The 25,915-nt window shown below is 51.3% G+C and carries 31 protein-coding genes; 30 read left to right on the forward strand and 1 reads right to left on the reverse strand.

The genetic code is table 11. From position 1 onward, the window contains the following. Positions 1 to 72 precede the first annotated feature (72 nt). Positions 73 to 492: a helix-turn-helix domain-containing protein gene (locus tag MKX64_RS14730; protein WP_095264708.1), complete on the reverse strand. Its 420-nt coding sequence runs from the start codon at positions 490 to 492 to the stop codon at positions 73 to 75. A gap of 329 nt (positions 493 to 821) precedes the next feature. Between MKX64_RS14730 and MKX64_RS14735 the strand changes: the two genes are divergently transcribed. The 30 genes from MKX64_RS14735 (at position 822) to MKX64_RS14880 (ending at position 25,914) form a co-directional block, all read left to right on the forward strand. After that, complete coding sequence (locus MKX64_RS14735; RefSeq protein WP_095264709.1) at positions 822 to 1,331, forward strand: ArpU family phage packaging/lysis transcriptional regulator; 510 nt, start codon at positions 822 to 824, stop codon at positions 1,329 to 1,331. 160 nt (positions 1,332 to 1,491) lie between these two features. Continuing rightward, positions 1,492 to 2,298: a TetR/AcrR family transcriptional regulator gene (locus MKX64_RS14740; RefSeq protein WP_341036406.1), complete on the forward strand. Its 807-nt coding sequence runs from the start codon at positions 1,492 to 1,494 to the stop codon at positions 2,296 to 2,298. Positions 2,299 to 2,435: 137 nt separating this feature from the next. Continuing rightward, positions 2,436 to 3,407: an alpha/beta fold hydrolase gene (locus tag MKX64_RS14745; protein WP_095398154.1), complete on the forward strand. Its 972-nt coding sequence runs from the start codon at positions 2,436 to 2,438 to the stop codon at positions 3,405 to 3,407. A 376-nt stretch (positions 3,408 to 3,783) separates the two neighbouring features. Next, the gene (locus MKX64_RS14750) at positions 3,784 to 4,623 is read left to right on the forward strand and encodes a hypothetical protein (protein WP_341036408.1); all 840 of its coding nucleotides are present in this window, start codon (positions 3,784 to 3,786) and stop codon (positions 4,621 to 4,623) included. Between the two features lie 12 nt (positions 4,624 to 4,635). Next, on the forward strand, positions 4,636 to 4,842 hold the full coding sequence (locus MKX64_RS14755; protein ID WP_095264712.1) for a hypothetical protein: 207 nt from the start codon (positions 4,636 to 4,638) through the stop codon (positions 4,840 to 4,842). A 2-nt stretch (positions 4,843 to 4,844) separates the two neighbouring features. Next, positions 4,845 to 6,314 carry a phage tail sheath family protein gene (locus tag MKX64_RS14760; RefSeq protein ID WP_341036409.1) on the forward strand — a complete coding sequence of 490 codons (1,470 nt, stop codon included), beginning with the start codon at positions 4,845 to 4,847 and terminating at the stop codon, positions 6,312 to 6,314. Positions 6,315 to 6,342: 28 nt separating this feature from the next. After that, positions 6,343 to 6,750: a phage tail tube protein gene (locus MKX64_RS14765; protein WP_095264714.1), complete on the forward strand. Its 408-nt coding sequence runs from the start codon at positions 6,343 to 6,345 to the stop codon at positions 6,748 to 6,750. A 132-nt stretch (positions 6,751 to 6,882) separates the two neighbouring features. Continuing rightward, positions 6,883 to 7,317 (forward strand): phage tail assembly chaperone, encoded by a 435-nt coding sequence (locus tag MKX64_RS14770; protein ID WP_095264715.1) that lies wholly within the window; start codon positions 6,883 to 6,885, stop codon positions 7,315 to 7,317. Between the two features lie 23 nt (positions 7,318 to 7,340). Then, positions 7,341 to 7,481: a hypothetical protein gene (locus MKX64_RS14775; RefSeq protein WP_176475526.1), complete on the forward strand. Its 141-nt coding sequence runs from the start codon at positions 7,341 to 7,343 to the stop codon at positions 7,479 to 7,481. An 18-nt stretch (positions 7,482 to 7,499) separates the two neighbouring features. After that, positions 7,500 to 9,242 (forward strand): hypothetical protein, encoded by a 1,743-nt coding sequence (locus MKX64_RS14780; protein WP_341036412.1) that lies wholly within the window; start codon positions 7,500 to 7,502, stop codon positions 9,240 to 9,242. A gap of 63 nt (positions 9,243 to 9,305) precedes the next feature. Continuing rightward, positions 9,306 to 9,941, forward strand: coding sequence for a LysM peptidoglycan-binding domain-containing protein (locus MKX64_RS14785; protein ID WP_095398151.1), 636 nt, complete (start codon positions 9,306 to 9,308; stop codon positions 9,939 to 9,941). Further along, positions 9,938 to 10,915, forward strand: a complete 978-nt coding sequence (locus MKX64_RS14790; protein WP_341036415.1) for an XkdQ/YqbQ family protein — start codon at positions 9,938 to 9,940, stop codon at positions 10,913 to 10,915. Before MKX64_RS14785 ends, MKX64_RS14790 begins: the two co-directional genes overlap by 4 nt. Further along, positions 10,908 to 11,297, forward strand: coding sequence for a hypothetical protein (locus MKX64_RS14795; RefSeq protein WP_095398149.1), 390 nt, complete (start codon positions 10,908 to 10,910; stop codon positions 11,295 to 11,297). The genes MKX64_RS14790 and MKX64_RS14795 overlap by 8 nt, the downstream gene beginning before the upstream one ends. Continuing rightward, positions 11,290 to 11,751 (forward strand): DUF2634 domain-containing protein, encoded by a 462-nt coding sequence (locus MKX64_RS14800; RefSeq protein ID WP_095398148.1) that lies wholly within the window; start codon positions 11,290 to 11,292, stop codon positions 11,749 to 11,751. Before MKX64_RS14795 ends, MKX64_RS14800 begins: the two co-directional genes overlap by 8 nt. Beyond that, positions 11,751 to 12,905: a baseplate J/gp47 family protein gene (locus tag MKX64_RS14805; protein ID WP_095398147.1), complete on the forward strand. Its 1,155-nt coding sequence runs from the start codon at positions 11,751 to 11,753 to the stop codon at positions 12,903 to 12,905. Before MKX64_RS14800 ends, MKX64_RS14805 begins: the two co-directional genes overlap by 1 nt. Before the next feature lie 7 nt (positions 12,906 to 12,912). Next, positions 12,913 to 13,464 carry a YmfQ family protein gene (locus tag MKX64_RS14810; protein ID WP_341037755.1) on the forward strand — a complete coding sequence of 184 codons (552 nt, stop codon included), beginning with the start codon at positions 12,913 to 12,915 and terminating at the stop codon, positions 13,462 to 13,464. A gap of 2 nt (positions 13,465 to 13,466) precedes the next feature. Then, a complete protein-coding gene (locus tag MKX64_RS14815) occupies positions 13,467 to 14,528 on the forward strand; it encodes a tail fiber protein (RefSeq protein WP_230875689.1) in 1,062 nt (353 codons plus the stop codon). Between the two features lie 15 nt (positions 14,529 to 14,543). Next, positions 14,544 to 14,981: a phage tail terminator family protein gene (locus MKX64_RS14820; protein WP_341036419.1), complete on the forward strand. Its 438-nt coding sequence runs from the start codon at positions 14,544 to 14,546 to the stop codon at positions 14,979 to 14,981. Continuing rightward, complete coding sequence (locus tag MKX64_RS14825) at positions 14,978 to 15,157, forward strand: hypothetical protein (protein WP_341036421.1); 180 nt, start codon at positions 14,978 to 14,980, stop codon at positions 15,155 to 15,157. Before MKX64_RS14820 ends, MKX64_RS14825 begins: the two co-directional genes overlap by 4 nt. A gap of 1 nt (position 15,158) precedes the next feature. Further along, positions 15,159 to 16,478 (forward strand): phage tail sheath family protein, encoded by a 1,320-nt coding sequence (locus MKX64_RS14830; RefSeq protein WP_341036423.1) that lies wholly within the window; start codon positions 15,159 to 15,161, stop codon positions 16,476 to 16,478. A gap of 1 nt (position 16,479) precedes the next feature. Further along, positions 16,480 to 16,938 carry a phage tail tube protein gene (locus MKX64_RS14835; RefSeq protein ID WP_095264725.1) on the forward strand — a complete coding sequence of 153 codons (459 nt, stop codon included), beginning with the start codon at positions 16,480 to 16,482 and terminating at the stop codon, positions 16,936 to 16,938. 30 nt (positions 16,939 to 16,968) lie between these two features. Then, positions 16,969 to 17,391 carry a phage tail assembly chaperone gene (locus MKX64_RS14840; RefSeq protein WP_095264726.1) on the forward strand — a complete coding sequence of 141 codons (423 nt, stop codon included), beginning with the start codon at positions 16,969 to 16,971 and terminating at the stop codon, positions 17,389 to 17,391. A 195-nt stretch (positions 17,392 to 17,586) separates the two neighbouring features. Then, complete coding sequence (locus MKX64_RS14845) at positions 17,587 to 19,332, forward strand: hypothetical protein (RefSeq protein WP_341036425.1); 1,746 nt, start codon at positions 17,587 to 17,589, stop codon at positions 19,330 to 19,332. 1 nt (position 19,333) lies between these two features. Beyond that, the gene (locus MKX64_RS14850) at positions 19,334 to 20,041 is read left to right on the forward strand and encodes a LysM peptidoglycan-binding domain-containing protein (RefSeq protein ID WP_095264727.1); all 708 of its coding nucleotides are present in this window, start codon (positions 19,334 to 19,336) and stop codon (positions 20,039 to 20,041) included. A 17-nt stretch (positions 20,042 to 20,058) separates the two neighbouring features. Then, entirely contained in the window at positions 20,059 to 21,024 is a 966-nt protein-coding gene (locus MKX64_RS14855) for an XkdQ/YqbQ family protein (protein ID WP_095398141.1), read from the forward strand. 5 nt (positions 21,025 to 21,029) lie between these two features. Beyond that, the gene (locus MKX64_RS14860) at positions 21,030 to 21,326 is read left to right on the forward strand and encodes a DUF2577 domain-containing protein (RefSeq protein WP_095264729.1); all 297 of its coding nucleotides are present in this window, start codon (positions 21,030 to 21,032) and stop codon (positions 21,324 to 21,326) included. Next, positions 21,323 to 21,736 (forward strand): DUF2634 domain-containing protein, encoded by a 414-nt coding sequence (locus tag MKX64_RS14865; protein WP_095264730.1) that lies wholly within the window; start codon positions 21,323 to 21,325, stop codon positions 21,734 to 21,736. The genes MKX64_RS14860 and MKX64_RS14865 overlap by 4 nt, the downstream gene beginning before the upstream one ends. Continuing rightward, positions 21,729 to 22,787 carry a baseplate J/gp47 family protein gene (locus tag MKX64_RS14870; RefSeq protein ID WP_095264731.1) on the forward strand — a complete coding sequence of 353 codons (1,059 nt, stop codon included), beginning with the start codon at positions 21,729 to 21,731 and terminating at the stop codon, positions 22,785 to 22,787. Before MKX64_RS14865 ends, MKX64_RS14870 begins: the two co-directional genes overlap by 8 nt. After that, on the forward strand, positions 22,784 to 23,329 hold the full coding sequence (locus MKX64_RS14875) for a YmfQ family protein (RefSeq protein WP_095264732.1): 546 nt from the start codon (positions 22,784 to 22,786) through the stop codon (positions 23,327 to 23,329). The genes MKX64_RS14870 and MKX64_RS14875 overlap by 4 nt, the downstream gene beginning before the upstream one ends. Continuing rightward, complete coding sequence (locus tag MKX64_RS14880) at positions 23,329 to 25,914, forward strand: hypothetical protein (RefSeq protein WP_341036432.1); 2,586 nt, start codon at positions 23,329 to 23,331, stop codon at positions 25,912 to 25,914. Before MKX64_RS14875 ends, MKX64_RS14880 begins: the two co-directional genes overlap by 1 nt. Position 25,915 lies beyond the last annotated feature (1 nt).

Here is a 25,915-nt window from a genome sequence, read left to right on the forward strand (position 1 = left end):
ATTGGTTGATTGATTCTAATAATCGCTCGGAAAGCTCCTTTAGCATCGGAATTTTGCAATAATGTCATCGGTTTACTTCTTCCGTTTATTCATCTTCTTGGCTTCCCAGAACAGGCCAGTCAGCACATCCTTGATTCGCTGCTTGTCCTCCTGATTGAGTGGAATGCCGTCAAACATCAGCTCTCCGTCATCCTCCAGCATTTTTTTGAAATCCCGCTTGTCCTTGGCCGTTGCCCAGACCGGAACGGACAGTTCCGCTGCAGGGACGGCTTCAGTTTCCAGATATCCCGCCTGGCTCATCAATTCCTCGTAAGGAACGTCCAGCGCATCCGCGATTTTACGAAGGGTTTGCGGCTTGGGCACGCCTCTTAACCCGTTTTCAATTCTGGAAATTTGGGAGCCGCTGATCTCAGCAGCCTGTGCCAGCCTGCTGATGCTCCAGCCCTTCTCTTCCCTGATCTGCTTCAGATATACACCAAATTCCTGGTCCACGGTCCGGCCACTCCTCACCATTTTGTCCGTCTGAAATCCTCTATGCTTCAAGTATAAACAGAATTCCTGTCTTTGCCAACAGGTAAAACAAAAAAGAGTTATATTGCCAAAAGGCAAGGAAATTGAAGCTAGACTCCGAAATATGACCCAAAATTGATGGAGACGGAGTTTTACGGCTTTCACCAAATAGTGGTATATTAATGAAAAATACGAACAAACATACGAACGAAACATGAAAGACAACGATGCCAAATGGGAACAAACACTGCTGTTGGACAAGAATAGGGCTTGGTAGTTACTGCAAATGATGAACAGGAGAGTGAAGTCGTATGAATCATGTGTTGCCAGAACTGGACCGTCGAAAAACCCAGCGTGCCGTTGAAGCGATATTTGAAAAATACCGGATCTACAAAACGATTACCTTCGAGGTTAGGGAGGCCAGCATCACGGCATCCTATACCGAGCGTTTCCATGGTCCGACGAATGTAACCTCGGATCAGACTGCACAGGTGGCTGTCTATAATGTAGACATGCCGGCAGCCAGACAGCGGTACTGCGAGATGATCGAGTCGATTGTAGAGCGGCTCGGGGAGCGCGAGCAGCTGCTCATCCGGGAGCGGTACATGAAGCAGGATGATGTGTTTGACTACAAAGTGTACAATTATATTTTCGATCCGCCGGTAAGCAAGGACACCTATGTGAAAATTCGGAGCAAGGCGTTCTACAAGCTGGCGCTGGTGTTGGCCGAGCTCGGACTGCTGTCTCTTGACACACTCGTTAAACCAATCACCCGCTTGAAAAAGAGTGAGGAAGCCCAGGCAGTAGGGGCAGGTCAATAATGGGGCTGCTCATCATGCCCTTTCATTTCAGTTCCTGTCACTCGGATAAGGCGATAATAGCCTCGGATTGACATAAGCCAGACCTAAATTATATTATATATACGTACTTATTAGTATGTAATTATTACATTGCATCATACAATCAAGGATGGTGGCCCTTATGGATTCCAAATCGAAAATGATGGAGGTGGCGCTAAAACTAGCCGAGCAGATGCCTCTCGATAAAATCAATTACGCTGATATTGCGGACGCGGCGGGTGTGCACTGGACGACGGTCAGACGCCATCTGGGAAGCAAGGAGCGCATGAGAACGCACATTGCAGAATGGATGCGGGATCGGGGGAAGGAGCCGTCCCATGGGGATACCCGCTCCAAAATAATCGAGGCAGCACGTACGGTGTTCGCACGACTCGGTTACAGCGGAGCCTCGCTCGACCAAGTGGCAGCGGAGGCCGGCATGACCAAAGGGGCCGTGTATTGGCACTTTGCCAGCAAGCAGGACCTATATGTGGCGCTGCTTGAGTCCAATATGGCGGCCCAGAAGCGGCTCATTCCACAGCAGGCCCAGGCCGTGCTGGAGGCGGATGATCCGGTTCGCGCGCTTTCTTCCTGGCTGCGGGGCCAGTGCGCATCCTGTCTGGAGAATCCCGATGCCGCGCTTCTGTTTCTGGAGTTTCTGGTATCCAGCCGTGAGCCGGGGATCCGGTCCAAGCTGGCGGGGCTGTTCGAGGAGCTGCACCATCAGGTAGCACTGATGCTGGCAGAGCTTCAACGCAGCGGGCGATTGTGGGGCGAGCCGGATGCAAAGGCGATATCGGTGTACATTCAATCGGTCATGCATGGCATGCTGGTGACGTCGGTCATTCATCGGGAGGAGATTAAGCTGGATGTGATGATGGACGATGTGGCAAGCATGCTGTGGAACGGCCTGTATCCTCGTCCTGCAGAGGAACCGAGGGGAGAGTAACGAATGAACGAATATCCTGTAGAAAGTTGCCTATGCTCTGGAGGCTGGGAGAAACGTCGATTGGCGTTTTTCTTTTGTAATTGACATACTAATTAGTACGCGAAAGTAATACCTATTAGAATGGAGGAGTTGTCCCAATGGAGGTTGTGCTGGGGATAGCAGCAGTTGTGTTTCTTCTATATATATGCAGTGATATCGCAGTGCGCCGTGCGGAGAAGAAGTACCCGCCTTCCGGATCGTTTGTCGAGGTGGATGGAATTCGGCTGCATTATCAAGATGAAGGAGAGGGCAAACCGGTTGTATTGCTTCATGGCGGGGTGCTGTGGGGTGGGGATTTTAAAGAAGTCATGACATTGGCAGCCAAGCAAGGCTATCGGGCATTGGCCTTTGATCGGCCGGGATATGGATACAGTGAAAGATTGCCGAGTCGGAACATGTCGCCACGAGACCAGGCAAGACTGCTGCATGGTGCACTGCGGAAGCTTGGCATCGAGCGTTCGATAGTGGTTGCCCACTCATGGAGCGGGGTGTTGGCGCTGACCTATGCGCTGGATTATCCCGAGGACGTGTCAGGCTTGGTTACCGTGGGCGGGGGAATGTACAGGGACAATTATCCTGCTGCCGATGGGGATGGATTGTCGCGTCTGGTAACGATGCCGATCCTCGGAAGCCTGCTTCTGCATACGCTTCTCGTTCCGTTTGCTTATCTAGCCTCCCGAAGCATGATGCACGCGACCTTCACTCCTGAACGGGTTCCCGAGGCTTACGGCCGAGCGGTTCGAGCCTTGTGGTTCAGGCCCGGACAATTCCGGGCGAACCGGGAGGATGTGCTCCAGTTCGCTCCGGCTTGCGATGAAATATCGAGCCGATATGGCGAAGTAGCAGCCCCTGTCGTCATCGCTGCCGGTGAAGCCGATCCCTTCCCGACCCTGGTGCACAGCACATGGCTGCATCGGGACATTCCTCACTCCAGGCTGATTCTCTATCCGGGAGTTGGCCACATGATTCCGCAGCTGCACCCGGAACTTGTCATGGAGAGTATTCAGGCACTGACTGAGATGGAATCACAGGAAATGGCCTCCGGTGACGAATCCGGCTTCGGATCATAGCCATTCGGAAAGAATGTCCCATAGGTAGGGTCAGGAACAATTCGCTTCCTTGTGCAGTCAGCAAGCCCATCACGGCAGTTACTGCACGCTGAAATCAGGCACTCGTCTTTTTACCGCCCATAATCATCCCGAACTTCGCAGAATCCTCTCCCTTTCACCGTCTCCGCTTGGGTTTAAACAAGGTAAGATTATAGCATCGGGAATGAAGCAAGAGGCACCGAACAACACAGTAATGAACTGTCAGCCGGCCAACAGGGCCGGTTTTTTCATGCGGTCAAGCCTGTTGGTCATTCCCGGTTCCAATATCGGAGAGAAAGGAGGGGCCGAGGTTGTATGGGGAAATCGTGGAGGCAACCAACATTCGGCTGCTGGGTCCATGAGACGTGAAATTAGCCAGATGGTATCGAGCATCATCCCGGAGCTTGAAGGGCATGTGTATGATCTGCATCCGCCCGCAGGGACAATGGAGAGCAATTATGCTGTCATCATGCTCGGGGAAGAAGTGTGGAAATCCGCTTGGGCGGGGTATCGGCAAGTGATTCGCTTACTGCTCTATACGGATAGACCGATGCTCCACGAGCTTGATATGTGGTCTGAACAGCTGATCCAAGAGCTGCATCGACGCCGGATCGTTAGCGATGAGGGAAAGGCATTCACACTTCATTATCTGGGGGTGCCGGAGGCAGACAAGGTGGATCCGATGACGGGGAAAACTGCTCGATTGCTCCGTTTTGGCATCTATTTACCGGAGGTAAATGGGGGAGGGGCTGACGAGGAGCCGGATGAATGGCTCAGCCATTTGGCGGCTTGGACAGGACAATTCCTAGGAAGCCGATGGCAGATCTATCAATCCCGCTGGCCATCATCTCGGGAAGAGTATGCGGTAATGTGGCGGTTGACTGACTGTGAAGTGTTAAATTCGTCAGCCTCCATGGTTGAAGTGAGAAAAAGCTTTACTGGCCATGTTGTTTCGCCCACGGCGGATATGGAGCTTCAAACTGCCATAGCGCTCGCCGGGGAGCTTGGTGACAAGGCGATGATTCCGATCGACGCCGGGGAGCGCCGGTATATGACGGTCGTGGACGTGACGGCCAATCTGCAAGCTGATCCTGTCCTGGACGGACAAGTAAAGCTTAAGCTAATGCAGCGAAAAATGCGCGCTGTAGAGGATGCGGCGTGGATTCGCCGTGTACACATTCATCCCAATATGAAGTGAGGTGGACATGGAGTGGCGATCAAGAAAACAGTGAAATCGAAATCGGATACCCTGAATGCCCGTTATGAGGTCGCGGAACTGAAGGCGCATGCAAAGGCGTTGTTTGGCGTTCGGCCGGAGGTTGTAGATGGCGCTCTATATGGGAGCGGCAATGAACGTTATACGGTAGCAGAAGTCAAAGAAAAAATTAATCAATTCATGAAAGTGAAGGTGGTCTAAGCATGGCGGGAGGAACATGGGAAAGCACTAATAAACCGGTACTGCCGGGATTGTATATGAATTTCAAAGCGCAGGCTGCTTCAGCAATTCAAGGAGGCGCGCGCGGTACAGTGATCATACCCGTGAAGGCCGATTGGGGGCCGGTGCGGGAGTTTGTGGAAATTGGAAACGAGCAGGCGATTGACGACAGGTATTCCCTCAGTAGGGAGAATGGTGTTACCGCTTATGACGCTTTGTATCTGGCATTGCTGGGCGGACCTAAGAAGCTGCTTGCTTACCGTCTTGCAGACAGCAGCGCAGCCCCGGCTTCCGTTACGCTTCAGAACAGTGCCAGCCAACCTGAGGATACACTCAAGCTGGAGGCGAAGTACCCTGGAAGAAGAGGAAATCAATTCTCAGTAACCGTCCAGCCATCGCTGGCTGATCCATCCGTACAGGAGCTTCGGCTATATGAAGGAGCTAAACTTCTTGGGACCTACACTGGCACGGACGGTACAGCCGCATCGCTTGCCGAACAGGTTAATCGTGACAGCAATAACCAGTGGATTACGGCCTCGGTCGTAGGGGACGGCAACACGTCCCTCGAGGAGGTAAGCGGCGCTGGACTGTCCGGTGGGGAAAGCGGCATTAGCGGATTGACCAATGCTGATTATATTGCCATGCAGGATGCAGCGGAAGGTCAGGAGTTTAACGTGCTTGCACTTGACTATGCTGCCGACATGGCTCTGCTGCAGAGCTTTTCCGCTTGGGTGAAGCGTCTTCGTGGTGAAGGCCGCGGCGTGATGGCTGTTTTTGGCGGAAGCAAAGCGGACGATACAGCCAAGAATGCAGCTGATTTGGCAGCAGCTAGATCCCTGGCACTCAATCATGAAGGAATTATTAATGTCGGCACAGGCGTGCGTCTAGCCGGAAATGATTACAGCTCGGCTCTGACAGCTGCGTATGTTGCAGGACTGATTGCAGGGCAGCGTTTGAATCAATCAGCAACGTATGCCGTGACACCATTCGAGGATGTTACCCGTCGCTGGACTCGCTCGGAGCAGGAGTCGGCCGTGAATAACGGGGTATTCTTGCTCTTCTTTGACGGACGCCAAGTTAAGGCGCTGCGCGGGATCAACACGCTGGTTAGCCCGGCCGAAGGCCAAAACAACGCTTGGAAAAAAATCCGTTCCATTCGCGTCATGGATGCGATTCAGGCTGATCTTCAGCAGGCAGCGGAGCAAACCTATATCGGCAAGGTGAACAATACGGAAGAAGGAAGACTAGCGCTTATTGGTGCTGTCAAGGAGTATTTGGGTCAATTGTCGCTAAGTCAGGTGATTGAAACGGACGGATATGACGTTATTCTTGACCCGGCGTATTATGGCGACTCGGCTGTGAACACACCGGATCCGGATCAGGTATTCCTGCAATGGAATGTGAAGCTGACCGATGTGATGGAGCAGCTGTACGGTACTTTTTACGTTCAATAATATTTAATTTCGTAGAGGAGGAAACAACATGTTGGATGCTTCAAGAGTCATTTCGGGGACATATGGCCAGGCATATATCGATGGGGTCTGGCAGACGCATATCAATCACTTGGAGGCCAGTGTGGAGCTGGAGAAGCGCGAACTGAAGCTGGTCGGTCAGGAATGGACGGTGCATAAGAACGGCTCCAAAAAGGGAACGGGGACGATGAGCGGTTACAAGGTTACTTCGGATATGATCGCCCGTGGCTTCACGAAATTCGATATTATTTCGAAGCTGGACGACCCGGAAGCATACGGTCATGAACGCGTTCGCCTGATCCGCTGCATGCCGGATAAAATCCAGCTGGCCAATTGGACCGCTGGTGAAGAGATACAGGAGGAAACAACTTTTACTTTTGAAGGGTATGAGCTGCTTGATCCGATTGTAGCGAATTAGGCAGTTCAACGCATAAAATGGGGAACCCTAACCGGCGGTTGTCGTCTCTCTTCAGTCGGATGAGGGACGACAGTCACTCGGGTCTATAGGCAGATAAAAGAACTCTATATTTTTCATAAGGAGCAGTGAGACATGAGTCAACTTGAGCATTTAAGCGAAGAACAAATTCTGGATCAGTTGTTCGAGGCAGCGGAGAAGCTGCCGGAGGAAACCGTTCGCATCCAGCGGCTGGACATGCAGATTACGCTGCATGGATTAACTTCAAGCAAGGTGGACAGCATTCGTGAACGCTGCACGGTCCGCCGGAGCGTGAAGGGCTCGGTAGAGGAGAAGGTGGACACGGAGACGTTTAATGCGCTCCTGATTTCCGAAGCGACGGGCAGCTTGACCGTGAAAGGACTGACGCTGAACGGATGGGGCGATCCGCGCATTACCAGCCGGTTGAAGCTGTCGGGCGGAGAGCAGGCGGTTCGCCGCATGCTGCTGGCAGGGGAACTGGATGCCGTCGGCGATAAAGTGCTGGAGCTGTCCGGTTTCGGTGTTGAGATTTCCGACCTAAAAAACTGATCAACTCCGGGGGAATGACCACGATGCTGTACCACATGTGGGCGCGGCACCATCTCCGTCCCGGAGATTTTTGGCGTCTGCCACGGGGCGAACGACTGCTGCTGCTGGCCTTTTCCGAGACGGAATTGGATCAGCTGGCAGCTGCAGGTCAAACCAGAAGTTGAAAAGGAGGTGAATGATCCATGGCTGAATCATTGAGCTATCGGATGAATCTTGTCATCGATCCGAAAAATGTGGTGAAGGCGAACCGCGAGCTCAGAGCAATGGAGCGATACTTCGAACGCATCGAAGGGCGAGTGATGCGGATCGGCAGAACCCGGATGGCGCCGGAGATCGTGCTGAAGGATAGTGCTTCGAAAGCGCTGGATGGCCTGCTGGAGAAAATCAAACGCGTGAAATCTGAGGTGATTAACGCCTCGGCCAGTGTGAAGCTTCATGTTCACAGACAGATTGACACCCTTGTAAATGTGAACGTCCTCCATGTCGTTCAGGGACTGGACTTTAACCCTGTCGTTAATGCTCTTCAGGCGAACACCGATGCCTTGCATGGGCTGTCCGATGCACTTGGGAACCTGCAAATTGGAGGAGGACAGGAGTCCAGCTCATTTATGGATAAAGCGTTGAACGGTGTTGAAAGTGTTTTACTTGCTGCAGTTGCGATGAAAGGGATAGGTGAGATCAAGGATAAAACGAAGTCTCTTCGGGAAGTGCTGCCAGGAAAGAGAAAACCATCGCAGAAAGGCAATACCCCCGATGCTAAGCCGGATTTGAATAATGGCACCGGTGGGCAAGGCAAGTCCAACCCCAAAAAAGCTGCACAAACCCAAACTAAAGCCGCACAAACTGAAAGCAAAGCCGCGCAAACCCAAAGCAAAGGTACCCCAACCAATGACAAAGTCCCTAGTACCAAGCCGAAGAAACCCGTTGGGAAAGGAAAAACTTTGCGCAGAATGGCGGTTGGCGGGGACTTCCTTGAAACTGTAGGCAATCTGACAAAGGCAGGTCTCACCGTGGCTAAAAAAACGTGGGAGATTGGCTCCAATCTCTTTGGTGGCGGCGGCGGTGGACTTGGCGTAGTTGCCGGTAATACGGGTGCCGCTAAGACAGCGGTCAATCCGGCAAAGACCGCGGTCAAAAGCGGGGGAGCTTCTGGTCTATTGAAAGGTGCCAGCAAACGCCTCCTGGGTCCGTTGAGCTTTTTGGCGGACGCCAAAGCGATTGCACAGGCAGAGCCTGGCATAGAGCGTAATAAGGCGATTGGCTCCGCAATCGGTGGAGGCATTGGCGCAACCATCGGCGGGATGGTCGGTTCCGTTATTCCAGGCGCAGGCACTTTGGTTGGCTCGGTTGCAGGCGGTGCCGTTGGAAGCTATGTAGGCGAAAAAATTGGCGGGGCTGTCACCGGGATAACGGAGACGTTCAAGGCAGGCAAGGAGAATGTAACGAAATGGTTCTCCAAAACCTTCTCCTTTGGCAAAAAAGAAAAGGATATCGCCCAGCCTCCTCCTGTTCCGAAGCCCGTGGTACCGGCACCTCCACCGAGCTATGCGCTCGCCAGTCCCGGCGCTCCAACATACGGGAATGCCACGCCTGGCGGCCATTCGTATTCCGGAAGCAGGGGATCGTTCGGTCCTCCGGCCTTCAGCGATCCTGCCCGCACCCAGGCGTATTCCGGCAATCAGCTGTCTCCGCAGGTCGTTCAGATTAGTCCAGAGCAGATGAATGTATTGTCGGGATATTTCAGGGATATCCAAATGGAGACAACCACCAACTATAATCTGCCGTCGGGAGCCGTTCAGGTAACGGTGCATGAACATCACCCGGTCGATGTGGAAGGATTAATATTACAGATCGGGCAGCGACTGAGGACTGAATTCCATAGAGCGGCTCAGAACCGGAAGCCGAATCAAGCAATGCCGTATTAATACTTGGAAATATTAAAACTTCTAGAGCTTTACCGTATTTTAAACGGAAAGGAGGGGCCGGCGATGGAATTTGTGTTGAAAAGCGGCAAAGGGAAGGAGTTTCTATTCCCGGTCAATCCCGAGGAAGTGACGATCTCGCGCCAAAAGGGGTATGAAACCGCGACGGTTCTAACCTTTGGTGAGTTTGATTTCCCGCAGGGAGACAAAATCAAAGAAATTTCCTTCTCTTCTTTTTTCCCGAAAGCGTTCGATGATTCGTACTGTAAAGGCAGCAAGGATACACATCCGAAACCGCAAACAGCCATGAATATGCTCAATCAGTTTCTGGTATCCCAAACGCCGCTTCAATTTATCATTACGGAGACGGCTGTCAATGTGCCGGTGTTTGTGGCCTCTCACCAGACAACGTTTCGCGGCGGGGAGAACGGGGATGTATATTTTGACCTGACTCTTAGGACGTGGCGCGAGATGAAAGTAGCGAGAACCGACAGTGCTACGGGAATCAATAAAAACCCTCGGGTCGATCTGAAGGAGAAGAACAAGTCATACACGGTCAAACAGGGGGACTCTCTCTCCAAAATAGCCAAGCTGGAGCTCGGGGACAGCTCGAAATGGAGCCAGATCTACAAGCTCAACCGGCAGGTGATCGGCAACAATCCGAATGCCATTAGACCCGGTCAGAAGCTGGTGCTGCCATGAGCTATAAAGTGATTTTGCAAGATAAGTATGATTTATCGCCTTTAGTGGAGTCTATTAGTTTAAGGGATTCGTTGGAACAGGTAGCTTATCAAGGCACGGTGAACCTTGTGGTGACACCGGACTTGCCGCCGCTCTCGCCAGGTATGGCGATTCGGATCAGCGGCATTCCTTATGGAATGAAGGATTATGTTCCCTTGCTGCATCCAGCCGTCGTGTGGGAAGTCGAAACCGCGAACAATGGTGTGAAGAAGATGACACTGACTCTTTATGACCGAACTGTATATCTGGATAAGTCTGAGGAGGAATATTTGTTTCCGGCGAAACAGACCGCAACACAGCGGTTTAAAAGGTATGCCGCCGACTGGAATATCAAGATTGCACACTTGCCCGATACCGAAAAGCAGCTTGGCCGCTCCGTTTACCGGACGCAGTCGATTTATGCCAGCATGTTCGCTGATTTGCGGGAAACGGCCAAGGCTGGCGGCAAGCTATATCATCCGCGCATGCTCCCTGTGGGACTGGAGCTGTATGAACTTGGGACGAATCGTGAAGTGTATGTCCTGGAGACTTTAACGGACACGACCCAGCGGCGGACGCTGGAGGGAGCGGCTACCAAGGTGAAGGTGCTGGCGACATCGGCCAGCGAGAGCGGGAAGGAAGTTCCTTCGAAGGTCATGGCCATTGAGGAGAAGGACGTTGCCAAGTATGGACAGCTGCAAGCCATCATTCAGGATGATGAAGCGAAATCTCCAGCGGCAGCCCGTGAGCTGGCTCGAAGCAAGCTTCGGGGAGTCCAGGAGACGATCACCGTAAACGCCCCGGACATCAATACAATACGTGCAGGAGATGCGGTTCAGCTTGGTACGATGAAGCTGCTTGTTATTTCGGTTAGCCGGGAGCTTGGCAATCCTGGAAGCATGACGCTGGAGCTTGGGACTTATGACGATGTGAAAAGGAGGTTTTATCTTGAATAAAGACCCCTATGGACAATTGGCGTCTTCCCTGTTCTCTTCTTTCCATAAGCAAACCCGTCAAGCGCTCAGCGGGGTAGGAGCCGTACTTGGCACGATAACCTCGACGGGAATTAAGCTGGATGATTTCAAGCATGAACTGCAGGAGTATATGGTGGCTGAGCTTCCGGGTCTGTTATCGCTCTCCCGCCGAACCGTAGAAGGAGCCATGAGCTGGGAGGGTGGACAGTCAGCAGTCTCTCTGGAATTGGAGGAAGCGGAGCTGGAGGATACCCTACTGAAGCTGAATCAAGGACTACAACCTGGTGACCGTGTGCTGGCAGTCCGTGTCAACGGCGGCAATGATGTCGTGGTGGTGTGTAAGGTGGTGAGTGCACATGGCTAATCTGTTTCCAGAAACGGAAGATATGATCTGGGAAGATGCGGGTGAGCTTGACACGAACGAAGATCGCGGGGCTGTATTTGGGCGAAGCTGGCGGTTTGATTATGAAGCGGGTGAGTTCGTGATGACCCCTACCCGGAAATTGGCTGTCTCGGATGAGAAGGAAGCATGGGTGACCTGGTGTGAGAAAACGATTCGCACTCCGCGCTACCGTCATCTCATTTATTCTCGAGACTATGGCAGCGAGCTTGAGGACCTGATCGGCAAGGGGCATGGGCGCCCGCTGCTGGAAAGCGAAATTCGGCGGATGGTGACCGAAGCATTGATGGCGGATGCGCGGACGGAGAGTGTGGACCAGTTCCAGTTTGAATGGGAAGGCGAGGCCTGCCGATTCAGCTGCCGGATTACGAGTGTTCGGGATGAAACGGAATTGATTGAAAGTGTGGTGATGACCTGATGGCCGATGTGCCGATGTATTTGCAGGAACAGACAGAAGAGAACATTATGAATCGCATGTTAGCGAAGGTGCCTTCGGATATCGACAAATCCGAAGGTTCTTTTATTTGGGATGCGCAGGCGCCGGTGGCATTTATGCTGTCCGAAGCGGCCTTATGGGCGCAGGAGCTGCTGCGGCGCGGTTTCGCCAGCACGGCGGCGAGTGATGTGGCCGATATCCGTTCTCCAGAGCTGGACCTGAGAGCAGCTGAGCACGGAGTTACAAGACGTGCGGCTGTGGCTTCCTCAGGCACAGTCTTGTTTACGGGCAGACCGGGAACCGTAATCCCCGCCGGCACCACGGTGGCTACACCTGCAGATGAAGTCTCCGGTGAGTCCTCGGTGGAGTATGTAACGACAGCTGCCGTAACACTCTCGGATTCGGGCACAGGAACTGCACCTATTCGGGCTGTTGTGCCCGGGAAGCAAGGCAATGTACCCGCCGATGTCATTCAGCTGATGATGTCTTCCATCGGTGGCGTTATGTCAGTGACCAATCCAGAGCCAACGCGCAGCGGTGCAGACACGGAGACGGACCAGTCCTTGCTGGAGCGATTCTATGCGAAGGTTCGCAGTCAGGGAACCAGCGGGAATAAGTCCCAGTATATGCAATGGGCGAATGAAATTGCCGGCGTTGGCGGTGTTGAGGTTGTTCCTTTATGGCAGGGTCCGGGAACCGTCGGGTTGTATCTGATCGATACGGACAAACGCGCAGCCAGCCCGGAGATTGTGGAAGCAGTGCAGCAGCATATTGATCCTACCCAGGATGGGCAGGGAGAGGGCATGGCTCCGGCAGGCCCGGTCGTTACGGTAATGCCGGCTGAGGAGATTGAGATCCATATCTCGGTCAAGGTGCAGCGCACCCAGGAGCAGCCGTCTACGCTGGAGGAAATCCGAACGTTGATCGAGGATGGCGTGCGTGCCTATCTGCAGCAGATCGCCTTTAACCGAAAGGATCCGCTCGTTCGGTATACGCGAATTGCTTCTGTTCTGCTGGATATTCCGATTATTGTGGACTATTCGGAACTAGTCATCAACGGAAGCGCCGAGCAGCAAAACATCGAGATTGGCTCCGGTCAGGTGGCGGTTCTGGGGACGGTGAGCGTAAGTGAATAGGCCGAATATGAACAGCTTGCGGGGACGTGAGCTGTTATCTTATCTTCCCTCCTATTACGAAGCCTCCCGGGTGATGCGTTCGGATATGGATGCGAAAGGAAGCGAACTGGATGCGCTGTATGAGGCACTGAATGCTGCTGCTGATCAGTTCTTTGTCCGTACAGCGACTTGGGGACTAGACCGCTGGGAAGCCGAGCTCGGTATTCCGACAGACCGATCGAAGCCCATAGGGCAGCGCCGGGCCGTGATCGAGTCAAAGCTCCGCGGAGCAGGGAACTTCTCGGGACGCCTTGTGAAGAGTGTGGCCGAGGCTTATGATGGCGGCACCGTCGATGTCACCTTCCAACCGGAGGAGTGGAGCTTCACCGTTCGTTTTGTGGACACGCTTGGTATCCCTCCCAACCTGGAGGATTTGAAGGCAGCGCTCGAGGAGATCAAGCCGGCTCATATGTTGGTGGAGTATGCGTTCAAATACTTGCTTATTCGCGAGGTTCACGGTGCCATGACACTCGATGAGCTTGGACAAATACAACTAAACAAATTTGCAGGAGGTGCCTGAAATTGGCTGAACACACACCCAATTTAGGACTGTTGAAGAAAGACCCGCTTGCCGATGGCAACGAGACCTTTAACATTGAGACGATGCTGAATGATAACTGGGACAAGATCGATGAAGCAGTGGGGCAGGTACGAGAGGAACTGGAGAATGTCGATGTGGACATTCCGAATGCATCCCTAACGGAGAAAGGGATCGTGCAGTTATCGAATGCCACGAACGGTACGCGGGAGGATGTGGCCGCAACCGAGAAGGCTGTCAAGGCGGCGTATGACGAGGCGCTCGCGGGAAAGCAGCTTGGAGTTGAGCAGAAAGCGAATGTGGTTGCCGCGCTCAACTCCATCGGAGTAGCGGCATCCACGAGTGAAACCTGGGCGCAGCTGGTGGCGAAAATGGCTGGGGTTATTAGGGCGACGGGGAATGCGACTCCGGGTGATGTTCTTGCTGGAAAGACATTTAGCAATGCGAGCGGAAATGGATTGACGGGGGGGATGCCTAACTATTCCCGTTCTGTGTTGAGAGAAGAATACAAGTCAGCTATAAGTGCGAAGGGTGATGGAGTAGGGAACTTAGTTGTAGAACCCTCCACTGGGTTTTATGAACAAGGTAAGAATAGCAGAGGTTATGGATCAATAATTATAGGGGACCCTGCATTTGTCCCCAGTAATATTAGATCTGGTTACAGTATCTTCGGAGTTCAAGGGACGCTAGTTCCATTGACTACCGAAAAAAAGGTAGTGAATGGTAGCGAAAACTACTCATTAAGAGGGAATGCTGGAAGAGCACCGCTTGTCTTTAACAGGGTTGACTTTAGACCATCTAAAATTCTTTTATTATTCAGTGTATTTGTATCAAGTTATAGCGATGGGTCAGAGGGAATTTATGTTCCTTACTTTCTTGAAATTACTTCAAACAGAAGCTATGAGTTTTCTGATATGTCTAGTAGGTATAATTTCACAGTTAATTTAACTGATTACGGATTTTCAATTCAATCAACATTCTATACGGGTCGCCCAGAATTTAATCGAAGCGACTTTAGATTAACTGGTTGGTACATGATTAGTTAATGAAAGGAGCCTGCCATGCCCACACAATACATCACGGATGCCCTGGCATTCCGACTAAACAGTTCATTCCCCGGCATCCCCCTTATATTCAGGAAGGATGCCGTTCCTATATCAGAACCACCCTACTTCCATACCGAGCTAACGCTAGCCGAAATCGAGCCCGTATCGCAGCGACGATATGCGGCTCGTTTTCGTTTCCACATCGGCTATGTGCCTGCGGTGGGTCAGTCCGCGGCTGAGATCATGGACGAGATGCTGGAGGCACTCACCGTGCTGGCAGTGGATGGCCGACCATGCCGGGCGGTATCCGTTGCCTGGGAGAGGCCGGAGGGAGAGGGAGGCACGGAGCGGGAAGGATATTTTCGCACCGAATACGTTCTTCAACTGTTAAACGAACAAACAGAAGAAGGTGTGAAGATGCAAATTTTACAACAAGGAGGCCATTTGAAATGAGCAAGAAGACACAAAACGCCGCACCCGCATTCAGCAAACATCAGCTGATGGAGTCCAAGCAGTTCTTGAATCAAGAGAAGGATGTGCTGAAGGCGATCCTGCAAGAAGACAAGCAATACACGAAAGAACAAGCAGTTGAACTGCTAACCACATTTTTGAAAAAGGAGGTCATGTAACATGGCCGGAGGAATTTGGACAACACCTAACAAAATCAGACCAGGCGTATACACACAAATCTCATCCCAGGAGCAGCCGCTAGGGCGCGTCGGAGAGCGAGGGATCGCAGCACTCGGCTTGTCGCTTCCATGGGGCGACCCGCATCGCATTCTAACCGTTACCCCGGGAACCAATCTGGTTGAGGTACTGGGTTATGACATCACTGCACCGGAGCTGCTGTCTGTAAAAGAAGCCCTTAAGCGCGCAGGCACACTGCTGCTGTACCGGTTGAACAGCGGCGTGAAGGCATCGGGTGCAGCAGCCGGACTTAACGTTACCGCCCGCTATGGCGGTGAGCGGGGAAATGACATTCAGATTGTTATTGAAGACTCGGTGGATGAGCCGGGCAAATTCGAGGTCAGCACACTGCTGAGTGGTAGATCGGTAGACAAACAACTGGTATCCGATGCACAGGAGCTGAAGCCGAATCTTTATGTGACCTTTGCTCCAGATGCAGATGATCTGGCAGCTACTGCTGGTTTTGCACTATCAGGTGGTGCGAACGGTACAGTCACGAACCAGGATCATGTTGATTTCCTGGCAGCGCTTGAGGTGCATAACTTCCAGACCGTCGGGCTTCTGTCTGCGGATCCAACACTGAAATCGCTGTATACCGCATTCATCAAACGCCTTCGCGAGCAGGAGGGCAAGAAGGTGCAAGCTGTGCTGGCTGATTACCCGGCGGCGGATTATGAAGGCATCATCAGTGTGAAGAATGGTGTGGTTCTGGCTAATGGCACCGTGGTGGACAAGGTTCAAGCAGTTGCCTGGGTAGCAGGGGCGACGGCTGCAGCTAACGTGAATGAGTCCCTCACCTATACCGCTTATGACGAAGCGGTGGATACCGATGTTCGACTGAGTCATTCCGAGATTGAGGCCGCGCTCACCAACGGTGAGTTTCTGTTCAGCTTCAGCGGCAGCAAAGCGATCGTGGAGCAGGATATTAACAGCTTTACGTCGTTTGAGCCGGCCAAGGCGCGCCATTTTTCCAAAAACCGTGTCGTCCGTGTCCTGGATGGCATCGCCAATGATCTGAAGCTGATCTTCGAGCAGTCCTACATCGGCAAAGTAGACAACAATGTGGATGGCCGTACCCTGTTTTGGGCGGAGTGTGCAGCCTATTTTGCATCGCTCCAGAATATCGGGGCAATTCAGAATTTTGATGCGAATGAGGATATTGTGGTGACGCCTGGTACGAAAGGCGATGTGCTGTTCGTGGATATTCAGGTTCAGCCTGTCGATGCAATTGAAAAAGTATACATGAAAGTGAAGGTGGTCTAAGATGGCATTTTTGCGCGCAAGTGACACCATTTCCGGACAAGAAGGCAAGGCATTCATCAAGATTGGCGATCGCATGGAAGAAATGTTCTACATTAAAACACTGGAGGCTACGGTGGAAAAAGAGAAGGCCGAGCTCAAAACGATGGGCCATCGCGGCGTTCAGCATAAAGCGATCGGATGGAAGGGCACCGGTACGATGACCATCTATTATGTGACATCCCTTTTCCGTGAATTGATGCTGGAATATATGCAGACCGGCAAGGATGCTTATTTCATGATTGAAGTACGCAACGAGGATCCGGGCTCGGATGCCGGACGCCAAACGGTGATTTTGGAAGGGGTTAACCTGGACAGTGTGATTATGGCGTCTCTCGACACTGAAGCGGAGGCGCTGGAGGAAGAAGTGGCCTTTACGTTTGAGAATGTGCGGATGGAGACACCGTTTAGTCCGCTGGCTTAATTATCTGAGTAATAAAGAGGAGGATCAACAATGAGCGATTTTAGTATGTTTTTTGCAGAACATTCGACTGCGGAGATCACGGAGGAATTCGTGGTCTCTGTTCGTTTTAAGGATGCCGAAGGTCATCCTGTACCATGGAAGCTCCGCAGCATTACGGAGGAGGAGAACCAGGAATGCCGCAAAGCAGCCACCCGTAAAATCAAAGGCAAGAACGGCGTGTTCACTCCTGAAATTGACGCGAATGAGTACATGTCCAAGCTGATGGTGGCCAGTGTGATCTATCCGGATCTGAAGAACAGCGAGCTGCAAAAATCCTACGGCGTGCTGGGTGCAGAAGCTCTGCTTCGAAAAATGCTCCTCCCCGGCGAATTTGCTGCACTGGGTGAGCGTGTGCAAGCACTGAACGGATTCGACCGTGACATCAACGAATTGGTTGATGAAGTAAAAAACTGATTAAAGAGGGCGATGGTGAAGCGAATTTCGCTTACTACGCCCTCCACGAGCTGCACATTCTTCCACACCAGCTCATGGCGATGTCGGTCCGGGAACGGGCCGCCATCTATGCCATGATTGCACTGCGGGTGGAGAAGGAGAAGCGGGAGCGAGTTCGGAAGCCGAGATGATTTTGATGCAAAAGGGGGTGAAGGGATGATCAATCTACTAGGTTCTTTAGCGAAATCTCAAGCCATGTACAAGAAATTTGAAGATTACGCCAACAGAATGATTGTAGGACCGGCTACCATGACCGTTGTGCCAGCAGCTAAGGAAAATGAGTTCCGAGAGTTGTTTAACATTCATATCGGTGATGTCGAAGTAAGTTCAGCTATGTTCGATCAGGTTAAACGGGAGGCGTTGAAAACAGGCGCAGATGTGACCCAATCTTTAAAGAATTCGTTATCCTTTATGTCCATGACGCAAAACTCTGATCAGATTGCGGAGCTGAACAATTTTGCAGCAAGGCTCAGCACACTGTCGCCGGGAGGGAAAAGCTCGGCCGATGCCGCTGCAGCCATTATGAATGCTATGCGAGGGAACACCGATTCGTTGGCAAAGGAATTTCACATCCCGGCAGGAGAAATTGCACAATTCAACAGCGAGATTGTCGATGCTAAAGGCAATTTTGAGTCCTTCCTGGCCTCGATGGATGAGCTGTTGAATCGGGCAGGCATGACCCAGGAAGGGTTGAACACCATGCTGGATTCACCAGTCAATCAATGGCAGACGCTGCTTGGCAATGTGAATAACTCATTCATTCAGATCGGAACCGGAGCACTTGCGGCGCTGACTCCGATCCTGCAGATGCTGAATGAGGCTTTTGAGAACGGGACCTTTCAGCCTTTTATTGATGCTTTATCTATTGGGCTGATGTTTATCTCTGAGTTATTCCTATGGGTTGCCCAATTGGTTCCGCCAGCGTGGGAGTTTGTTAAAGGCGCAATTCTAGGCGTGGGTACGGTGATCTGGAATCTGATTAGCATCTTCTTTGGTTTGTTGCCTGTGTTAACTTTTGTTGGAGTGTTAATAGCAACATTAAATGCTGGCTTCATTTTTGGGAGGATTGCTGCATTTGGCTATGCTGCAGCACAAGCGTTAGTAGCCGTTTATACGAACATTGTAGCAAATGCAACAAGGCTTGCCGCTGCTGCTATGAGGATTTTGAATATGGTTATTAAAGCAAATCCAATTATGCTTCTAATTAGCTTAATTACAGCCGCTATTTCCGCTTTTGGTGTCTGGAGTATAGTAACTCAAGGTCTCAAGCAGGTATTCAGCAACGTCTTCGGATTCATCGTGGATCTCGCGCAGAGCACAGTGAACGCCGTCATCGGTCTCATTAACGGAATTATTAAGGGAGTTAATGCGGTAGCCGGCTTCTTTGGCCGTATTCTGGGCGTGGACACCAAGGAGATTGCCGAGATCGAGTACAGGGCGGATTTTACCGATTTTAGAGATAAGGGACAGGACTTTATTGAGAATTTCTCAATGGACAATTTCAAGCAGCAATTCATCCCTGATGTGGGGAACGATTTCGAAGATATTCTCAATCAGCATAATATGGGCACTACAGGGCTAGATGTCGCCTATTCCGCACCATCTCCCTCTCCTTCCATGCCGTCCATGCCAACGACGCCGATGCCGGTAGCGCCTATGGGAGGCAGCATTGATACGGTCGACAAAGTGAACAAAACGGTGGACGTGGCGAGCGAGGATCTGAAGGTGATGCGAGACTTGGCTGAGATTCAAGCGATCAGCAATATGATTACACTGACGCCGACAGTTCAAATGACAACAGGCGATATTAACTCCGGTGCCGATCTGGATACGATTATCTCCAGAATTAACCGGACGCTGGAAGAAGAATTTGTCTCCAGTGCGGAAGGGGTGTATCTGTAGCATGAGTGAGTATGGGTTGTTTCTGAGCTTTAACAATCAGGAGGAGGTTTTTCGTTTTCCTGTCAATCCGGAGCGGATTGAAGTGAAGGAAGGCGGAAACGGGAAGGGGTATACGATTGTCGGTCTGGGCGAGATCAATACGATCCTGTATCCAAAGCTGACGGAAATTTCGTTTAAAAGCTTTTTTCCCGGTCGCATGTACCCTTTTGTCCATACGGATGAGCTGCTGCCTCCGATCGATTACATCAATACGATTAAAGGCTGGATGGAGACGCGTAGGCCCGTGCGGTTGGTTGTGACCGGCCTTGTTCCTGATCCGGCCCAGGCAGCGGGCGGTACACAGGCGGACGGAACGAAGACCTTCGCCCTCAACATGGCGGCGTCCATCGAGAGCTTTGATTGGAATACGATGTCCGGCTCGCCGGAGGATGTGGAGTTCTCAATCACGCTTAAGCGTTATAGATTTTATGGAGCGAAGAAGGTAGTGCCAGTCAAGAATGCCCAGCCCGCAGCCGCCAAAACGAACAGCCGCCCAGATGATCGCCAAAAGCCTGCTACCTATACGGTTGTCAAAGGCGACACACTCTGGAGCATTGCGCAAAAGCTGCTGGGCAGCGGCTCACGCCATACGGAAATCCAGAAGCTGAATGGAATCAAGGACCATGAAGTCCGCAAGCTGGCCATCGGACGAGTGCTCCGAATTCCATAACGAGGAGGCCTATCCTGATGATCGAGTTCATGGTGGATAACAAAAACGGAAACGTCTGGGATATCGGGCAGATTGTAACGGACATAACCTGGAAGACAGCCCGCCAGGCGAAGCCTGCAAGCCTCGACTTTACCATTGTGAATGACGGCTTGGCACAGAGCACAACGTTCGCAGTTAACAACGGAGATATCGTGCGGTTCCGGAAGGATGGACAGGATTTGTTCTACGGTTATGTGTTCTCCAAGGAATGGGGGGCGGACGGCCAGATGAAACTGCTGGCTTATGACCAGCTCCGTTATCTTTCTAATAAAGATACGTACCGGTTCACCAATACGAGGGTCGAAGACATCATCCGCAAAATCGCCAAGGATTATCAATTGAAGGTAGGGCAGCTGGCGAATACCGGTCATACGATACCAGCGTTGCTTGAGGCGGATACGAAGCTGATCGATATGATCAGCAAGGCGCTTGATGCAACGCTGATGGCGACAAAGCAATATTATATGTTTTATGACCATTTTGGTGCCCTTACCTTGAAGAACATCAACGAAATGCGGCTGAACTTTGCGGTTGGGGAAGAAAGTCTGATGACGGATTTCTCGTATAAGACAAGCATTGATAACGAAACGTATAACCGGATTAAGGTGGTCCGCGACAATAAGGAGACTGGCAAGCGAGACGTGTACATTCACAAGGATGGGCAGTCCATTGCCAAATGGGGGCTGCTTCAGCTCTACGAAGTTGCCGATGAGAACATGAACCCCGCCCAACTGAATCAGCTGGCGAGCAATCTGCTTGCTCTGAAGAACCGGGAGGAGCAGACCCTGAGCATTGATGCAATCGGGGATGCACGGGTTCGGGCTGGATATACGATTTACGTGAACCTTCCAGGTGAAGGGCTGAAGCCTTATCTGATCGATGAGTGTTCGCATAGCTTGTCCGGCGGTGCCCATACGATGTCTCTGAAAATGAAGGTGGTGTAAGAACAATGCTGGATATTATTAAAAAAGCTAGCCTCAGCGCCGTCGGAAGCACGAATCCGGTAACGGTGCTGTACGGCACGGTAACCAATACCCATCCTCTGGAGGTGAACGTGGATCAGCGTTTCAGCCTGACGGAGGATTTTTTAGTTGTGGGCGAGTCTTTGACTGAATATAAGCGGAACATTGCCGGAGAAGAAGTGGTGATACGAAAGGGGCTGCAAACCGGGGATACCGTGGTGCTCCTTCGATACCAAGGCGGCCAGACTTATCTTGTCCTGGATCGGCTGGTGAAGTCGTCATGATCCCGCAAGGCGGCATGATGATACCGGACGGTGAGACCGTAGAGATTATGGATCAACCAAGCCTGACGTATAGGCTGGACCATGAAGCCGGAACGATATCCGGGCACATCGATGGACTGGAGGCGGTCAAGCAGGCAGTGAGCAAAATCCTGCAAACCCGTCGTTTTGCACATCTCATCTACAGCAGCGATTACGGTCATGAGCTGCACTCGGTCATCGGGCGTGACCCGCTGTGGGCATACGCTGAAATCGAGCGGCACATCAAGGAAGCGCTGCTGCAGGATGATCGGATTGTGGCGGTGGAGAATATGAACATGACATTTACAGGCGATCAGGGGCGGGTTGAATTTACCGTTCGCTGCATATTCGGCGCATTTGATATGACCAGGGAGGTGAGGGAGGATGTATGAAGAGCAGACGTTTGAAGCCATTCTCGGACGGATGCTGGACCGCGTTCCGGATGGGATGGACAAAAGAGAGGGCAGCATTATCTATGACGCGCTGGCCCCGGCCGCTGCCGAGCTTGCTCAGATGTATATCGAGCTGGGCTACTCTATTCAATATAAATTCGCGGCCACAGCGTCTGGAGAGTACCTGGATCGGAGCATTGCCTGGTCGGGAATTACACGCAAGGAGGCGACCCATGCATTGCTTCTGGGACGATTCACCGGAAACGGCGGCGCTCCGCTGGAGGTTCCCATTGGCAGCCGCTATTCCTTGGATTCCTTGAATTATTCGGTGGTTGCCCGCGAGGATGAAGGTCTCTACTTGCTGGAATGTGAAACGAGCGGCAGAGAAGGAAACCGGCGTTTTGGTTCACTGCTCCCGCTTGAATATATTGAAGGTTTGGTCACCGCTGAGCTGATTGAGCTCAGGGTTCCAGGTGAAGATACGGAATCTGACGAGGCCTTGTATGACCGCTATCGGGAGAAAATATCCCGTCCTATTACGAGCGCGAACCGGAATCAATACGAATTGTGGGCAAGAGAGATGCCCGGGGTTGGCAAGGCTCGAGCATTTCCGCTATGGGATGGAGCGGGCACGGTCAAGGTGGTGCTGCTGGGTAACGAAATGAGAGCGCCGGCACCTTCCATTGTGGAGGCGGTGCAGCAGCATATTGATCCGACCATGGATGGAAGAGGGGAAGGAACAGCCCCTGTCGGTGCTGTGGTGACGGTGGTCGCGGCCGTAGAGGTGCCGATTGATGTTGATGTACAGGTTACGCTGCTGGACGGAGCAGGTATGGATGGCGTTCAAGAAGCTATCGAAGCTGGAGTGCGGCAGTATTTGAAAGATCTGGCGATGCTGGATCCGCTTGTCCGGTATAACCGGATTGCGAATGTGATTCTGGACATTCCTTCAGTTATCGACTATGAGGTTCTCACGGTTAATGGGGGGACGGAGAGCATCCCCATCGATCCGGAGGCGGTAGCCGTTCTGGGGACGGTGACCGTCCGATGAGCAAAGCCGAAGCTTGGCTGAATTATCTCCCTTCCTATTACCATGGGATTCGGGAGATGAAAGCCATTGCCAACACCGAGGGAGCAGAACTGGACCAACTGACTCGGGATATGGAGGATCTGATCGATCAGTATTATCCCGAGACGGCAACCTGGTCGCTTTCCCGATATGAACAGGACCTGAACATTCCGGTCCACCTGTCCAAGCCGCTTGAACAGCGACGATCAGTTGTGATCTCCAAGATGCGCGGCAGCGGAAAAGTATCGGCCAGCATGCTGAAAAATGTAGCGCAGGCATACGAACGCGGGAGTATCGAAGTGACCGTCCAGCCTGCGGAGTATAAGGTGACGATACATTTTCGCGATACCGTAGGTCTTCCGCCTAATCTGGGGGATTTGAAGGCAGCGATGGAGGAGATTAAACCCGCACACATGATGGTGGAATATGCGCTTCGTTACTTAACGATAGCCGAGGTGGAAAGTATGACATTGGATCAGGTCGAAGGAACTACACAAGATCGATTGTTGGGAGGAGGAGCCTGATGACAAATCCGGTTACACCGAATATCGGGTTGAATAAAATTGACCGAACATCACCGTCAACGACGTATTTTGATCTGGAGAAATATATTGATCAGAACGCGGATGTGGTCGATCAGTTTGCTGGTGAGACGAAGCAATCCCTCGATTCTCTCGCCTCGAGATTGGATACCGAGGAACGCAGAGAGGTTGTGCTCCAGCCGGGATTGCAGGTTGTGCATGCAGAGCGTACTGCACCTTTTTCACTGAGTGGGATTAAGGGACGGACGTTGGTGAATCTGGCAGGACGGCAAACTAATAGAACTGTAAATGATACTAAAACAACAACTATTAGTGTTGGACTTGGAACAACGGGAAGTAACACAGAGATTATAAATGTGGACGTAACAAATACGGATGAAGGTTACATTGTATTTAGACAAGTAGACGGTAGGGACTTTGTTGCATATGCTGGAAAATATTACGCGATATTCGCGGATGTAAAATTAAACCACGTCACAGGTAGTGGCAATATTAAAGTAGGTGGCTCAGGCGCCCCGGCAGTTGGTGCAGCTACTGTCGATAAAACCAAGATGGGAGTTTGGCAGCGGGTAAGTTACGGATTTACTCTTTCGGCTGATACGACTTTTAGCATTCTTGTCGGAACATGTTACGCGCAAGAAGGATTTGCAGCAGCAAACTTTGATGTTAAAAACGTGAGTTTACACGAAATTTCAAAGGATGATTATGACGAACTACCATTTCTTTCCGAGCCGCAAAAGATAGCAAAATATCCGTATGTAAATAGTCTCCAATCGGTACAAAACCCATACGTGATTCGATATGGGGAGAATCTGTTGCCTCCGTTTTATGAATGGGAAGATCGAACTGGCGGATTTGGGCGCATCAAGTCCCCTTACGAATGCTCCATCGAAGGGCTTGAAAATGGGGGAAGGTGGTATCAATATTTTGCTCCCGCCCTACCTAATGTCTCGTATACTCTCAGCGGGGAAGCAAGCGATGAGTCTAAGTTGTACGCCTTCCTTTGTGACCGAGAAAAGCAAAATTTAGACGGGCAGCGCCGATCCGGAACATTCACCGCAACCGAAGAAACAGCATATATTCGGGTTCTTGTAAACACCGACACAGGCACAGGAAAGTTTGTCTTCAAAAATCCGATGCTTGTTATTGGCACCGGGTCCCAACCTTTCAAGCCGCATGAGGATTCCATGCTCGCTTTCCAGACAGAGCTGCACGCCAATTCTATCGACGGTAGCAATCCGGATGTTCTGTTTGAGCGCGAGGGGCAGTATTTCAAGCTAGCAAAATGGAAGAAGGTTGTACTGGATGGTTCACACGAGTGGTATCCAAGCAGTGAATCTAACACTGGCTTTAAACTTGTGTATTACCAGCACAGAGAAGTAGTGAAAGACCGCAGTGCTCAAGGTACTAAGTATGACGGGAGTTATTTGCCGGAATACGGAGGCATTCCTTTGAAAGACAGGGTTACAATTGATAATGTGAGTGTTTATGTTTGGATATCCAATAGTGACTCTGGATGGGGAGAACAATATACTCCAACCCAAGATGACATTAAGGCGTATTTCATGGGTTGGAAAATGGGGAATAACAACGATGTCACGTACCCAGCATGGAATGGTATCGGGACAAAAGTGTGGTACAAATTATATAACGGTGTAGGCCCGAAACATCCATATGCTGTTGGAGCGCCAATAATTGACGGGACAGTAACTACCACTGTACCTAATACAATAAATGATATGGGATATACACCGTACCAACTCTTATACCAACTATCGACGCCAACTGTCGAACCAGTTGTGTCAGAAGGTTGCCTGATGCTGAATGAGGGCGAGAATCAGATCGAGGTAGGGACGGGAATTGTCCTGCGAGAGAATGTAAAGCCTGTATTTAACAGGACAAATAACTATTACATTAACCGCGATGAAGGTATGTATGTCTCAAGTAATCTCAGAAATAAAGTTGAAAAACTAATTTCAGTATATAAAAATAATGTAAAAGATGGGCAATGGGCTTTCGTAGATTATAATGCTGCATATGGGAAGCAAATAGCTTCTATCCGTGAATATAACTATGACCAGACCGCAGCCTATAGTGTCACATATCTTAAACTCGATAAATCACCGATCCAGCCGATTGTTGGCTCTGTAGCAGCCAACGAAAAGGCGCAGATTAGCGATCTAACGACGGGAGTGGCTGAGGCACTGCAGCGGGTGAGCGTGGTGGAACAGAAGAAGGCGGAGAAGGATTCGCCGGGATGGATCATACCGACTTTGCTTAATGGGTGGGAAGTCTACGGGTCTCCTTGGCCTTCATTAAAATACTATAAAGATAGCAATAATATAGTTCGCATCATAGGTGCCATAAAGAATGGAACCGGTACGATGTTTACCCTTCCGAAGGGTTATAGACCACTAAGTCAAATGGGATTCACTTTGTTGAGTTTTAACGGCTCCACAGTCGTGCCGGCATCCTTAAATGTGCAAGTGTCTGGCACCGTAAACGCTTGGCACGGTGTAAATAATTCGTTTGTACTTATCGACATCTCATTCCTAGCCGAACAATAAA

It is taken from the genome of Paenibacillus sp. FSL M8-0334, assembly GCF_038000405.1.
GTDB lineage: Bacteria > Bacillota > Bacilli > Paenibacillales > Paenibacillaceae > Paenibacillus_AQ > Paenibacillus_AQ campinasensis.